This window comes from Granulicella mallensis MP5ACTX8 (genome assembly GCF_000178955.2).
GTDB lineage: Bacteria > Acidobacteriota > Terriglobia > Terriglobales > Acidobacteriaceae > Granulicella > Granulicella mallensis.
Map to the genome: position 1 here is coordinate 3,171,374 of NC_016631.1, position 15,315 is coordinate 3,186,688.

The window sequence follows — 15,315 nt, forward strand, 5'->3', positions numbered from 1 at the left end:
TTAAGGCCGCCTACAAACGCCAATATCACTTATCACCATTGAGTGATAGAACCCCCACGATCCGCCCCTATCGTCAAATTCGGTTCCTTCTTCCATCAGAGCAAACACAATTCATGGGCAAGCATTACCTAAGGAGTTTTATTGATTAGTTTTGGATACCATGCGACTTGAAAACTGCCTGTCGTATCCGACTGCAAACCGGATTTGTAGATAGGTGCCTTCCAGCGCTCGTTTTGAATATAAGCACTCAATTCGATATCGGGTCGTATTCGCTTCGTAATATCCAACCGGAAGGTGTTTTGTGTTGTGCCCGACGGGATGAAATCTTTTGCATTCTTCTTGTTCAGGTACTGGAGGGAGATGAACTCATTACCTGACAAATGATAGGTAAGCCACGCTTGGCCACCTTTGGCTTCGCGGCCAATCCAGTCGCCCATGATGAATCCCTTGTTCGTATATCCCTGGACTTCAATCTGTTCATCGTAGTTGCCTTCGCCACCTTGGCTACGCAGCGTGGGATAGTCCGTATAGACGCCTTCAATACGCAGATCAAGCTTCGGAGCATAAGGCAGGTGCGAGAAGTAGATACCCGGACGCCAACCGGCTCGCCGTGGCGCACTGATCGGCGTTACGTCGTCATGCGTAGTGGAGTCTGTATAGAGTGTGACTGATTTACGCAGAAACGGAAGCCGATACGAAAAGTTGAAGGTTGAAAAACGTGCGCCAGGATCAAAGCGCGAGAACTTGGTAGCAAGGTCGGTATCGTTGATGTCGAAAAAGCCCTTAAGGAAGGTATGCAGGGTAACAGGGGCATGCCCCTCTCCTCCGAAGATAATCGTTCGCTGAAAACCAAATTGAAAATCACTGGTTGGAGCGAATGAAAACATCTCAGAGTGAGCCCAGGGCGAGTTCGGATCAGTATGTCCTTTCAAGCTTCCAATGAAGAAGTCATATCGAATCGGACCAAGAACCCTGCTCACCCATGGAATATTTAGCGGTTCCACACGATTGATGCGGAATGTATACATGTCCTCGGCATTATTCGACCATGCCATCGCGCCTCCCAGGCCCGGGCCCAGCCAGGCATCGGACTTGCCGAACGAGATCTCGTGGCCGACAAGATGCCCCGACACATTCGCCTCAAGCAGACGAAAATTATTTTGCGATGGAAGAACACCCTCTGGAATTGTCGATTGCTGAAGGTTAAAACCGGAATAAGGAATACGGTCAGCAATGGAAAGAGATTGCGCCAGCGCGAAGGAATATCCATCGTAATGCGGTGCATGCTGGTATTCACCTCTCACGTAAAGAGAGAACCGGCCCCGTTCAGCGATGGCAGAAAATCCATCATAGCTATTGAAGCCGGTGGAATACGGCCGACCATAATCATTGATAAAACTCTGCCCCAGGTGAAAGCTGTCACGGAGTACGGGGCCCGCTATCTGCCGCACACCGATATAGCCCGAGTTCAGTCCATAGACAAGACCAGACGAGGGGACAGCTTCAAAGCTGGGGTCACGCTGCAACTCCTTCTTCACCTTGGCGAATATCTCTTTCGCCTCGTCGCTCCCATTCAAACGAACGGAGTCCTCGGTTTCATCCAACATGTGCAAGACACTGCGATTCGTCCAAGGCCGCATAGACAAGAAGGCTGTGTCGAGATATCCAAGGGAGTACAACCGCAGCAATGCAGGGTAGATCCAGCTATCGACAGGAATATAAGCTGAACCCAAAGCTTCTTTGCTCTTATCTCCATCAAACGATTCTTGACGAGAATTTCCGGCCTCGATAGAAGAGCGAGCAGCTAAAACAGCCGTTGGATGCTCGGAACCGTCGGAGCTTACGGAACTGGCCCTGAATTCCGGAACAGTTGCTGCAATAGGGATATACCTGGCGCTAAATTCGGCAGGTGAGCTTTCCTGCGCACCTATCATAGGCATATAGACTTGAGCCACGACGACGACACAAAATAGGCTCGCAGATCTAGCTATTGAAGAGAGAGACATAAAACCTCGCTGTTGCCCAGAGCTTCACCCGCGAGCGTTTACGCTGACACTCAGGCCGGTTTCTTACTGGAGTTCTTTGAATTGTAAGTTTGGCGGATTGCCAATATTCAGAGACACAAAAATGCAGCGAAATCGATCAGTTCGTGATTAACCATCGCATCGTCCACGGCATCCTCTTACCGGAAGAAATCTCAGCACTGATGTTCGCCATGAGCCGGACTAAAGAAGCTTCGCAAAGGCTGATAAAGCACCTTAGATACATGGCTAGACTATCCCAAGCAATGATCAGCTGCAATCGCAGGCACCTGCAACTGCTGTGGAATCAACGTTCAAAAAAAGAGGGAATGGAATAGCAAGTTCACAAAGCAAGCTGATGGCGGAGGGAGAGGGATTCGAACCCCTGACGCAAAGCGCGGTGTAAACATTTATGGCGGAGGGAGAGGGATTCGAACCCCCGTAGCCCGTTAAGGCTAAGCGGTTTTCAAGACCGCCTGTTTCAACCACTCACACATCCCTCCGCATATTTACGCGGCTTGTGCCATCTGCTCTCTCAAGGGTAGCAGCAAAGCCTGTCGATCTAAAACCCCTGAGAGCAAGAACCAGGCTTGAACACATATGGCTTCGTGGCACAATAGCCAATCTTTCGTTAGGATGAGGCGTTGGCTGGGCGGATCACCTGCCAAATCCAAGTGGACGGACTCTCCTTCGTGACGAAAAAGCATTCCATAGCCGTGGTGTCTTTGCTCATCGTGGCGGCTGCGGTTTCTTTTCTATTTCTGCATCACCAGGAACCGCCCAAAACCGCTATCGCACAGCAGTATGCGGATCCCGCCTCCTGTACGCAGTGTCATGCCACCGAAGCTGCCGGATATGCTCGCACCGGAATGGCTCACGCCTTCTACAAACCCAAGGCCAGCGATACCGTCGAGAGCCCCGCCCGCGATCGTCAGTTTTACCACGCTGCATCCGGCAGCTATTACACGCTGACGCAACATGACGGCAAGTACTATCAGCGCCGCTGGCAAAAGGGGTTTGACGGTAATCCTGAGAATGTCGAAGAGCTGTTGATCGACTACATCATGGGTTCGGGAAATCATGTGAAGACCTACTTGCATCGCGAGCAGGATGGAACGCTGATCGAACTGCCGCTAGCCTGGTACGCCGAAGGCGGAGGTCACTGGGGGATGAATCCCGGCTTCGACAATGCACACCCGATGACACGCCGTCCCATCGCCTACGAGTGTATGTTCTGCCACAACGCGTATCCACAGATTCCGCCCATCGCGCATCGTGATCTCTCGGCAAATTCCGTATACAGGGGTGCCTTGCCGGAAGGCATTGATTGCCAGCGCTGCCATGGGCCGGGAGCCGCACACGTCAAAGCCGCGCAAACTCCAGGGACGTCTCTGCAGCAAATTCGCGCCCAGATTCTCAATCCAACTCATTTGAGCAACGATCGCCAGATGGAGGTTTGTGAGCAGTGCCATCTCGAAACCACCAGCCAACCGTTGCCAGATCGCATTCGACACTACGATCAGGAACCTTTCGGCTACAGAGCAGATCAGCCGCTCGCCAGCTTCAATGCGTACTTCGCCCGGGACCCGGACCATGGCCGCACCGATAACTTCGAGATCGTGGATGCACCTTACCGGCTTCGTCAATCGCAGTGCTATCTCAAGAGTCAGGGAGCACTGACGTGCGAGACCTGCCATAACCCTCACGACCTGCACAAAGGGCCTGAATCGGTTACGTACTACGCCAACATCTGCATGAAGTGTCATGGCGCAAACCTGCCTGAGAAGATCGCGCAGCATCAGCACCCTGCCTCCAACGATTGCGTCTCGTGCCATATGCCAAAACGCAGAACCGAAGATGTCGTTCATGCCGTCATGACGGACCATCTGATCCAGCGCTTCGCACCGCAGGCGAAGGTGTTGCTGGCAGACCGGCAGGAGGTTCCGGAGACGCCTGTGACGGCCTATCATGGCCCGGTAAAACGCTACCTCCTGGATCGCGAAGATGCCTCCCCGGATGATGACCTATACAACGCCGCGGCGCAGATCATCGACGGAAGCAATCTCGAAGCAGGGATTCCCGCACTGGCGGATTTGATTCGAACGAAATCCCCCAGTCAACCCAACTTTTCCATCGAGCTGGGTGACGCCATGCGGCACACCGGCAACCTTCCAGGCGCAATCGATGCTTATCGGCAGGCGCTCAAGCTCGATCCCCTGTCTTCACGGGCCCAGCGACGGCTCGGCGTCGCACTGGGGAATGCCGGACAGACCGATGAAGCGCTCACCGTCTTACAGGGCGCCATCGACCATGAACCTGATAACGCCCTGCTCTGGTACGAGAAGGCGTTGATTGAATCGAGACGTGGAGATTCGGATAAGGCAGTCGCCGACCTTCGCAAGACACTGGAACTCAAACCCGACTTCGCCGACGCACAAAACACCCTGGGGTCCGTTCTCGCGCAGTCCGGAGATATACAGCATGCCGAAACAGCCTTCCGCGCAGCCCTGACGATCAATCCCTATGACTCAGCGACCCGAGCGAATCTTGGGCGTCTGCTGGCGGGCACAGGCGATTGGAAGCAGGCTGCGTTCCATCTGCAAAAAGCCGTCCAGCTTGATCCAGCCAACGTCAATGCTCATGGGGACTACGCTGTTGCGCTCCTGCAACTGAAGCGTCTTCCAGAGGCCAAGACAGAAGCAGAAGCCGCGCTGAAGATCAATCCGGAGTTCGGACCGGCGCAGCTCAATCTGGCTGAGATCCTCCTGCAACAGGGACAGGCACGCATGGCCTTGCCTCTGCTGGAGAAGGCAGCACACTCTGCCGCGCCTGGAGTTGCGGAACAGGCACAGACGATCCTTCAGCAGCTAGGAACGCGATAGCCTCCTGCTCGATTGATTGAGGAGAAACAAGCACCGTTCTGTCGAGATTTGGGGAAGACAGGGCTTTTGATGACATCAAGTAATCGTTTTCTCTAATTTCATTGCGGCCATGCATCGTTTTGAAAGGCATTGCGTTCCTGGAAGGACTATGTCCAGGGATGTATTTGTGTAACTTTCAAGCGCGGAAGACGTCCCATCTTCAGAATTTCCACAACTTCCCTGACCGCTCTTGCAACCGGATGAATAGGCATTTTGGCCTGTTTTTGGATTTAAGTTGACAACGTTCCTCTCTCTGTTTTCTTATGAGCCTCGCATCAGTTTGCTCCAAGAAAACCGCTTGTTCTAGATAGATCGCAATGTTCCGGGCCTTCGATTCTGAACCACACGACGGTCAACAAAGTTTAAGTTTGTGCATGCCTGGATGCACCAAAGTATTTCGGAGGCTAGTTTCATGAACATCCATCAACGGGTACAAAGAATCCCGGATCAACTCAGCGGCACGGTACGACTTTTGGTAGTCGCAGCGGTATTGGCACTGACCGCCTGGGGGACCTTCCCTGGTCTCATCCCCGGAGCCGGCGTAGCTTACGCCCAGAACACCAACGCGACCATCCGCGGCGGGGTCCTCGACCCGACCGGAGCTCTCGTACCCAACGCTAAGGTCCTTATCGTCAACCAAGACACAGGCGTAACGGTCTTCAATGGCGTTACGGACTCTTCAGGCGACTTTGTAGCGCCCCAGGTCATCCCTGGCACCTACCGGGTGACGGTGACCTCGCCCGGGCTGAAGCAATCTGTCGTAAACGATCTCATTGCCACTGTTGCCCAGGTCACCTCGATCAACGTCAACCTGCAACTCGGCCAGGAGACAGAGACAGTAACCGTCGAATCCAGAAGTGAAGAACTTGACCGCAGCACTTCGGACGTATCGACGCTCATCGCCCCGACCGAGGTTCAAAACCTCCCCTTGCAACAGCGCGCTACAGAGAACCTGTTGACATTCATCCCAGGCGCCGCACACGGCGGAGCCGGGGATACGCCGAATACCTCTCAACTCTCGATCAACGGCAGCCGCACCCTGAACACAGAAGTTCTGCTGAACGGAGTTTCGACGATCGTTGCCTCGACCGGAAGCCCGGCGACCCTGCCCTCACCGGATGGTGTGGACTCGTTCCGCGTCCTCACGACCAACGCGCCAGCCGAGTACGGCCGCACCTCGGGTGCTGTCATCTCCGTGAATACGATCTCCGGCACCAACGTCTATCACGGCAACGTCTACTTCCTGCTGCGTAACGAAGCCCTCGATGCCAATCAGTACTTTCATAAAGACACCATCAACCTGAAGACCGGAGCTGTCACGCCGCGCAATCGTGACCGCTTTTTTCAAATGGGCGGCTCCATAGGTGGTCCGGTCCGAATCCCTCATCTTTATAACGGTCACGATAAGACGTTCTTCTTCGTCAACTACGACCGGACAATCACACCCAACTCGACGACTCTTTCATTTACGGTTCCCACTGCAGCGCAGCGTTCGGGCGATTTCTCCAACGCGTCGGCTCCTATCGGCCTCAATGGCCAATCACGCAACCCTCAGACGATTTACCAACCTACGGGAAAATCCTCCCCTGCTTTTGGAGGCAACCAGGTTACAGGTATCGATCCGGCAGCGGCAAAGATCCTCGCGTTACTTCCACTACCAAATACCCTTGGAACCTATGACCTGACAAACAACCGCTACACCGGCAATTGGACCTCTCTGCAAAACCTGACGGGCCATGTTCTCAAGCTGGCAGCCCGCGTCGATGAGAATCTCACGCTCAAAGACAGACTAAGCTTCAACGTCTACCGCTTTACAACCTCGTCCCCCAATGCGGTTTCCTGGGAAAGCCCCCTGCTCAACACTACGTGGGATTGCACCTGCAACAATGCGTGGCTCCCATCTGTCGATTACACGCGTACGTGGACTCCGACTCTCGTGATGGACCTGAATATGGGCTTCTTCCGCAACGTTGTGCTCCGCAATCCTCCGGGAGCCGGCATGAATGCGTCGCAGCAGCTTGGAATCGCATCTCTGCCGCTCGACCAGACTCCTCAAATCACCGACCCCGGTTTCGATAATATTGGCGCGGATACCAATACGAACCAGGTCAACATCACCAACACCTATAGCCCTTTTGGAACTGTCACAAAAACCGTTGGTCCTCATACCTTCAAGGTCGGCGCGTCGCTGCGAAAGAATGAATTCAACTCGTTCAATCCAGCTACAAGCCCCGAAGGAACGATAGCTTTTGATGGCTCCATTACCAATCATGGCGCCTCCGGAAATCCAAATACAGGAATTGCTGATTTCCTCCTCGGTCAGATCAAGACCGCCAGCTACGAACAACCCCAGCCCCCGACGGGCAGGCGCAATTATAATTTCGGGATTTTCTTACAGGACGATTGGAAGGTCACGCCAAAGCTGACCCTCAATCTCGGCGTTCGCTACGAGTATGAGTCGTCGCTGACCATCGCTACCAACATCTATAGCCGTATCGACCCAAACACCGGGCAATTGCTGGCGGCTGGTCTCAACGGCGTCTCTCGTTCCCTGAATGTCACCACTCCCAGAGCTGATGTCTCTCCGAGAATTGGTTTGGCTTATAGCCTTGACAACAAAACTGTCATCCGCGCCGCGTTCGGAACCTTTTATGGAACCATCTTCCAAAATCTAGGAGGCCAGCTCGCCTATCCGGGATTTGACAACACCATCAGCTATAACAACCTGGGAACGGCAGTCGCACAACCCTTCACCCTTTCTCAAGGGCTTCCGCTTGCTCCTCCACCCAACCTGCAGAATCCTTTCGCCGCGCTAGTGACCAGCTCGGCCAGTAACCCCTACTCCGTTGCCGTCTCATTCAATGACCAAAGCCACATGCCGCTGGTTCAACAGTGGAATGCCGGCTTCGAGCGTCAGTTGCCTCTCGCTCTGACGTTGGAGGTCAACTATGTCGGAAACCATGCATTGCATCTTTCCTACAACCTGAATGAGAATGTTGTTCCACTTTCGGCTGTACCTGCCGTAACGCAAGCTAACACCAGTCTCGCAACGCAGCAGGCATCACCTTTTCCAAACCTCAAACAGTTCCAAACGAACAACAATATTGGAGCCTCCAACTACAACGGGTTGCAGGTAAGCGTTCACCGTCAGTTCAACAAGCAACTGGCCATTCTCTCGAACTACACCTATGCCAAGAGTGAAGATGACGGCAGCACCATCTACAACTTTTCGGCCCCGAATGGAACCGCAAACTCGCAGTATGCTGTCGATAGTCCGAACCGCATCAAGGACTTCACTGTCAGCAATATCGATGTGAAGCACGTCTTGAATATCGCCGTGGTGTATACGACTCCGGGTCCGTGGTGGCTGCGCGACTGGCATATTTCGCCGGTATTCGTCGGTCACACCGGACTGCCCATCAACATCACTCAGACCAACGAGATTCCGGGTTCGTCCCAGCGTCCCAATGGAAATCCTCAGCTCCTCAAGCTGTCGCACCATCCGCTCAACGGAGCTGCAATTCAGTACTTCGACTCCGCAACCGATCCAAACTTCCCGCTCACAGCCTCCGGACCGGTCTACAACACCATCGGCGGCGTTCGAACACCGATCGTCTCAACAGGCTTCGGCAACGTATCGCGCGACTCTAACCGGGCTCCCGGTGAGATAGATTTCGATGCTTCGGTCGCGAAGGATTTCCCAATCTACCGGCGATTGAAGTTCCAGTTCCGTATCGATGCCTTCAACGTCATCAACCATACGAACTTCACGGCTCCAAGCGGTTCGCTTACGGTAACGGAGGTCGGCACGACAGCGACCTTTGCTACTTCGTCCGGTTTTGGCAAGATCACGGGCACACAGCCGAACCGTACGATGCAGGCCTCAACCCGCTTCTTCTTCTAACCATTCCCTATAACCGCTGTACAGGAAAGGCCATCCGCAAGGATGGCCTTTTCAGGTAACAGAATAGCCCCCAGAAAGAGACCGCATGAAAAGCCCTATACGACTTCCCTTCCGTGCACATGGCCCGTTCCTCTGTAGATATGCCGCGCTGGCAACTCTCGGCCTGGCAGTAACACCGGCGCTCCTTGCGGCGCCTCTGCGCTCTCCGTGGGATGGAAAGCCGGTTGCTGTGACTAATTCGGCCTACCCTTGCCCGGCTCTTCCTCATCTCACACCTGATCTTGTCACCGATGGCTTTTACAGGCTGGACGATCCGACGCACTCCATCATCGATCCCGTGCGGCAGGAGGCCTATCGCAAGTCGAGCGGCAAGGTGAAAGAGGTTGGAATGGCCATCGTCAAGGCAGCCGACGACTACCGCACCTCCGGCTCGCGTCAGGCGGCACAGTGCGCCACCAGTCGAATCGTCACCATGGCACAGGACGGATCCCTCAGCGGCAAGATGTCTTCGAGCCAGGCCTACTATGTGCAAGGTTGGGTCGTGGGCGCCATTGCCATCGCTTATCTCAAAGTTCGTGAAACCGGAGACGCCACCCCAGAGCAGAACGCAGTCATTGCCAAATGGCTGCATCGCGTCGGAGGAGAGACCAGAGACTGGTATGACGGACATACGAAAAAAGATGGCGGCAAGGGAAATAATCACTTGTATTGGGCAGGGGTCGAGCTGGCGGCAATCGGTGTAGCCGCCGACAACCAGAGCGATTTCAACTGGGCCATGTCGACCTACGACAACGGGGTCGATCAGATACGGCCTGACGGAACGCTTCCCCTGGAGATGGCTCGGGGCAGCAAGGCGCTGCACTACCATCTTTATGCACTGGCACCGCTCGTCCTGCTGGCGGAGTTCGGAGAGGCCAATCATCTCGATCTCTATGCCCATGCGAAGGGTGCGATTCATCGGCTGGCAGACGTCTCCGTAGCGGGGCTTCATGATCCTGCACTCTTTGAGAAGGCTACGGGAATCAAGCAGGAGGTCCCCACAGTTGTCACGGGAGACCAGATCGGATGGGCACCTCCTTATGCTCGGCGCTTTCCGAATGCGGAGCTGACACGGCTGATTCAGGCGGCGCCTAGTTTGAGTGTCTATTATCTGGGCGGGCTTCCGCCAGCGTAGAGAGGGATGGTCGGGAAGAAGCGCGATCGTGTATCAGCTCTTGCAAAGATATGGAGAGAAATAGATATCTTTTGCTTTTCTGGTTGTCATTCCGAGCACAGCGAGTGAACCTGCTGTCTCCCGTTTTTCGCTCGTGCCATAACAAGCGTTATGCGCTAACGAAAGCCGTTCGTTCTCGGTCTTGCCTCTACTTTTATGTAATGCAACCAAAGAGCGGGAGACAGCAGGTTCACTCGCTGCGCTCGGAATGACAACCAGAAAAACAAAGGCAAAAACAGAAGCAACTGACCCTACATGATTTCGGGAATGGTTTCGCGTATCAACGACTACTTAGCATTGGCTTCGTATCGCTCCCCGTGGCGTCTGTCGAAGAAGCCGTCCATAACTGCTTGCTGTGAACACCAGGAGGCAGTTGCCGATCGAAGTCCAGAAGGTTGCGGGCCAGGGTTGGAGCTTCAGAGGGGTCGACGGCGTAAAACGTCACTGTGTCGCCTCCCAGGACCGAGTGCCCCTTGAGGTCTGTGACTTGCCAGTCTTCAACAGGCACCCAGCGAGCAGGGATCTTATCGGTAAACCAGGAGCGATACAGGACCGCAATCTGGACATGGCCGGCCGTGGTGAGCCGATCGATCGCATCGCGGTCGAAGGTACCGTGAACGCGCAGACGTTCTACATCGACAGAGCCCAATCCCCACAGATCGAGGCAACGTATGTCGTCGAAATAGTTGGGCGCACCGATGTCATTCAACGCGACCCCTTGTCCCTCATAGTGCTGTCCCAGGAAAGCTGCCACTTGATACTGTTGCGCGTATACGCCGTACGTCTGCTCGGGAATGATCGAGAAGACGATGGCAGCGCGCGCGCCAAGCCCCAGCACGGTCAACACCAATAGAACTTTGGCCACGCCTTGCGCTTCCCGAGAGAAGGCGTGATCCGTGCCTGAAGACATCAAGGCCGAGACACCGGCAAAGATCACAACGATGCCGGCCCCGATCAGGTAGGCCTCGTACCGGAAGAATCCCCCAAATTGAGCGAACTGGGCATGCAGGAGAAAGACACCCAGAAGAATCAGCAGCCAATGCTTAAGCCGGCTATGCTGATGGGGAAAACGCTTCTGCAAGTAGATGAGAAGGACACAGCAGAGGAGAAAGACAAGGGTCACCCCGGAGATCAAAGCATGCCTGCCGAGCAGGTTGTGCAGCCACGTCAAAGGAGAGAATTTGCTGGCTCCAGCGGTCTTGATCAAGAGCGGGGACGGCAGAAAGGTCGAGCCCTGAGAGAGCCCATAGAGCCCAAACGCGATCACCAAAAGCAGGGCCGAAGAACCAGCGGCAAGAGCAAGCTTCCACCTGGACTTTGCAGCCAGCAGTCCACAGACAAGCAGCACCGCAAAGAGCCCCTCGTAGCGCGCTCCGGTAACGAGAAACGAGGCGAGGACCAGAAGAACTGCTGCCCCCCGGACAGGCTTCGGACGCGTCGCAGCCTCGTAACTGCCCAGCAAAAGCAGAAAGGACAAGAGGTGGAAGAGGTGTTCCATCCCCAGAAAGGTCATTCCGACCAAGGGGACGCTGCACACCAAAATCAGAAGGAAAAGCGCCTCAAGCGCGGGCGTTAGGTGCATCCCTGCATATCTCAACAGGCGATAACTAAACCAGAGGATGAAGAGAGAGCATGCAATATTGAGGACGAACGGAACCCAGACGTGGACACCGACGACGAGAAACGTAAGCGCAATCAGGAACGGCCACAGGATGGAAGAACAGGGGAAGCTGCTGTGGTAACGGGTGATCCCGTACACTCCGTGCAAAGCCAAGTTCTTGGCAACGGCGGCGTGGATGTACGTATCGTCAAGCGGGTAAAGCTGGTGGCCGTGGGTTCTGCCGAGGACGATCACGAGCAGAACGCCTAAGGCTACAAAGTATGCCGCTGTAGCAAACCAAAGTGGCCAAGCCTTTTTCATTCAGCGACTATCTTACAGGTTTGCTTGATTGGGGCAGGAGGCCTCTGGGGAGATTCGGAAGCAGATTCCCTCCGGGAATGACAACAAGAAAAGCAAGGGCAAAGGCCTTCACCCTTACTTCGGCTGAGTTGAAGTGTCGGTTGAAGGCTGCGCGGGTGTGGGAGACGGTGTCGCCGCTGGTGTCGTCGCTGGCGCAGGCGCTGGAGACGGTGTTGCCGCTGGCGCTGCTGATGTCGCCGGAGGAGTAGATGGGTTCGGTGAGGTAGGGGCAGCGGGTGTTGCTGGTGCAGCGTTCTGAGTTGATGGTGCAGCACCCTGCGCTGCCGGCGTGGCATCCGGTGTCGAGGTTGGAGCTTGTGCAGTCGTCGCAGGCGCTGGCGTGGACTTCTCAATCGGCGTAGGTAGAGTTACCGTGGCCACGACGTTGGGATCGTCGCGGAGCTTGAGGTAGAGCGTAGCTCCATCCAGCGGTGTGGGCACGGTGAAGGTGCTCGCGGCAAAGCCGGTGGGCACCTCGGCTGGCTTGGCAAAGTCCTTGGACGCCCCGAAGGTTTGCACCAGGAAGAACTGGTTGCCGTCAACCGTGCAGGTAGGAGCGTCTGCGTTGGTGCAGTGGATCGCAGTGATCTGCGGCGTACGGACGAGAGTGCCGAGCGGTGTCCAGTCCCCCGGGGTCTGATCTTCCGCGACAGGACGCATCTGCAGATTGCCAAAGGCCGACTGACCGAAGGCCTTCAAAGGATCGAGCGTGGCAATGGCGGTGTGATCATCCTGCAGCACAAGGTTGTTGGCCGCAAAGGAGAGGCTGGTGTGGACGGAGCCGTCGGCGGTGGCGACTTCGATGGTCTGCGTGCGGGGAAAAACATCTTTGGTCTGCACGACGAAGGTGAGTTTACCGTTGAGCGGAATGTCGTTCTTCGTGCCCAGGGTGACGGGGATAGAGCCGTCCTGCTGCGCGGGTGTGGCGTCGAACGAGAGCAGTTTCAGGCCTGGCCGTGCAGCTTCGGTAGAGACCTTGATCTTCATGGTGCGGCCGTCTTTGAGCTTGGCGGTTGCGTCAGCACCATTTTCAGGCGAGACACCTGCCCCGGAGTGAAGATGCAGGTTCTTGTCGTCGTTGCCAGTCCCGGCAGGAGTAAAGGCTTGACCGGCGATCTGCACGGAGACGACATCCTGAAGCCCCTGGCCGGTGAGTACAGCTTCATTGTCCCCCGCGTGAACCTTCAGGCCATCGAGATGGATGTCACCGGTATAGGCAGTAAGTGGAACCTTGTCCTGATTGGCATCGCCGTACTGCTGAATGGCAAGCGAGTAGCCACCAGGCTGAACCTTCTTGAGCGAAGCATCCAGGTCGAGCGAGTCCTTGGCGACTTTACCCCCATCGCTTGCCGTCGGTTTGAAGGTGACGTCGATGTCTTTATCCTTGCTGGTCGTAAGAGCGATGTGCTGAACGCAGGCGGTGCCATCGCCCTTGAGCGTGAGATGGTTATCCTGTCCGGCAATGAGTTGGGTGTCGCCAACGATCTTCCAGTCTTTGCCGTCGACCTGCTGAAGAGTGAGGGTGGGACCTTCGAAGGGATCGAAGCCCCAGTAGCCGCGAACAGTACCGGTAATAGTGAGGTCAGTGCTGGAACCGATCTTCACGTCGGACTTTGCAGGAGGCGCGCTGGCGCTCTCATCGATGAGGGGCTTGCGCTGCTCCTCTTTCGTGGCGATAAGACCGCCTTCAAAGGCATCGGGCGTCAAGGGAATATCGCTGGGAGCGCCGGTCCGGTTGAGGTGGAGGATGAGATCGTGCGCGAAGCCGGTAGAGAAGACGAGCGGCGCTCCTTCGAGTTGCAGAGCCATCTTCGGTTGCAGGAGACAAGCGACCTCGTCGGCGTCGTGGGGGTGCAGAGGCGGCAGCTTGGCCGACTGAATGGCCGGTAAACCGATCACGATGACCGTTTTGGGATTGTTGAACGAGGGCGGAGCGTTGAGTTTCAGGTTGAGCGTAGAACCCTGCGGAAAGCTAATTCCGGGAATGTATTGATACTGGGCCGTACGCAGCAGGCTAACAAGGTGGACGAGATCCACAACAGCGCCGACATAGGCTGAATAAAGTCCAGCTGCGGCCATCGGTGTGGCGGAAGCCGCATTGATAAAGTCGGAAGAGGCTCCGGTGGTAAGAGCATCAGCAACACTCTGGCCATGCCCATCGTCGAGGAGGACGGGCGCACTGGACTGGGTGAGGCAATTTACCTGCTGGTCTACAGGCTGTTTGAAGCAGTCGGCATTCGGCTTAAGAGCAAGCGTGGCAGCCAGCTTGGCGGAGTGGTCCTGAATGGCCTTCTGATCGTTTTGTGGAATCGTCTTCATCGCCGCGAGATAGCGCTCGATGCGCTGCTGCTCGAAGGAGGCTTGATTCAGGTCGGCATCGGCGCGGATGAACAGCCCCGGCCGGCCTTTGACCGCGGAGCGAAGAGTTTTAAAGTCGCCGCCGGTTTCAGGAGCGACAAACATCACAGCCTGCTCGGCCTCCTTGGGCACCGTGATCGTCGTGCCTTCGATCGTCTTCTTGTCCCATGTGTCGATCTCGGTAAACCAGTTGTCAGGCGGCTCGTTGGTGGTGCCGCGCAGGAAGGCGACGATGATCAACAGGTGGTTGGATTGGCTATGGGGAAGGTCAGCCTTGATCCAGATCTTGTCGCCTGGCTGCAGGTTCGGAACCTGCGCGATAGGAAGCGTGGCAGTGCCACGAGTGACGCGGACATCGATCTTGGGACCGACGAGATCGAAGCGTGCGTTATCGGCACGGAGGGTCACTGTGATGGCAGCGGCGAAAAGACAGGCGGCAACGCGCGAGAGTTTCATCTGGATTGCTTAGACGCTCAGGGGTCGGGGGTGGTTGTGATCCGTCTGCCGAATCGAAAAGATTGTTGGTGGGTGTGCCCGTTCATCCGCTGAAGAATGAGGATGTTGCGAAGAGTGTGAAGGCAAACGCATTAACGGTCAGGGGAGGCGGAGCAGGGACTGTCAGAGGGCGGGCCTTAGATAGTGCCTGACGAATCGGCGATAGTGGTTTAGGGCGAAACCATTATCGCTTTTGTTTTATGTCTCTCCCCACAGAATCGTCAGACATCACCTTGCCCCTTCGGGGCACAGTTGAGTATCGATTTTTGAGCGAATGAGCACGCTATAATTACCTCGGAAAGGCGAGCAGACGAGCGCTTGTATTTCCTCAAGGATTTTTCAAGGAGATCTAAATGGAAATGAAGGCCTGGACCCGTCCTGATTTTGTAGAAGTCAACCTTGGCTGTGAGATCAACTGCTACGCCCCTGCGGAAATCTAAATC

General features: G+C 55.4%; 7 protein-coding genes and 1 tRNA gene. 4 read left to right on the forward strand and 4 right to left on the reverse strand.

Annotated elements, in window-relative coordinates:
* Nucleotides 1-128: 128 nt before the first annotated feature.
* Both ACIX8_RS12845 and ACIX8_RS12855 read right to left on the reverse strand, forming a co-directional pair.
* The gene (locus ACIX8_RS12845; protein ID WP_223295321.1) at nt 129-1,955 is read right to left on the reverse strand and encodes a capsule assembly Wzi family protein; all 1,827 of its coding nucleotides are present in this window, start codon (nt 1,953-1,955) and stop codon (nt 129-131) included.
* A gap of 479 nt (nt 1,956-2,434) precedes the next feature.
* A tRNA-Ser gene (locus ACIX8_RS12855) sits at nt 2,435-2,524 on the reverse strand.
* 189 nt (nt 2,525-2,713) lie between these two features.
* Here ACIX8_RS12855 and ACIX8_RS12860 point away from each other — a divergent pair.
* The 3 genes from ACIX8_RS12860 (at nt 2,714) to ACIX8_RS12870 (ending at nt 10,020) form a co-directional block, all read left to right on the forward strand.
* Entirely contained in the window at nt 2,714-4,903 is a 2,190-nt protein-coding gene (locus tag ACIX8_RS12860; protein ID WP_150110594.1) for a tetratricopeptide repeat protein, read from the forward strand.
* 451 nt (nt 4,904-5,354) lie between these two features.
* Nucleotides 5,355-8,846: a TonB-dependent receptor gene (locus ACIX8_RS12865; RefSeq protein WP_014265776.1), complete on the forward strand. Its 3,492-nt coding sequence runs from the start codon at nt 5,355-5,357 to the stop codon at nt 8,844-8,846.
* 85 nt (nt 8,847-8,931) lie between these two features.
* Nucleotides 8,932-10,020 carry an alginate lyase family protein gene (locus ACIX8_RS12870; RefSeq protein WP_014265777.1) on the forward strand — a complete coding sequence of 363 codons (1,089 nt, stop codon included), beginning with the start codon at nt 8,932-8,934 and terminating at the stop codon, nt 10,018-10,020.
* 319 nt (nt 10,021-10,339) lie between these two features.
* On the opposite strand, the gene ACIX8_RS12875 is transcribed toward ACIX8_RS12870, so the two are convergent.
* On the reverse strand, nt 10,340-11,980 hold the full coding sequence (locus ACIX8_RS12875; RefSeq protein ID WP_014265778.1) for a hypothetical protein: 1,641 nt from the start codon (nt 11,978-11,980) through the stop codon (nt 10,340-10,342).
* 114 nt (nt 11,981-12,094) lie between these two features.
* Nucleotides 12,095-14,833, reverse strand: a complete 2,739-nt coding sequence (locus tag ACIX8_RS12880; RefSeq protein ID WP_014265779.1) for a hypothetical protein — start codon at nt 14,831-14,833, stop codon at nt 12,095-12,097.
* 398 nt (nt 14,834-15,231) lie between these two features.
* On the opposite strand from ACIX8_RS12880, the gene pqqA reads away from it, so the two are divergent.
* Complete coding sequence (gene pqqA / locus ACIX8_RS26550) at nt 15,232-15,312, forward strand: pyrroloquinoline quinone precursor peptide PqqA (RefSeq protein ID WP_150110859.1); 81 nt, start codon at nt 15,232-15,234, stop codon at nt 15,310-15,312.
* The last annotated feature ends 3 nt before the right edge of the window (nt 15,313-15,315 follow it).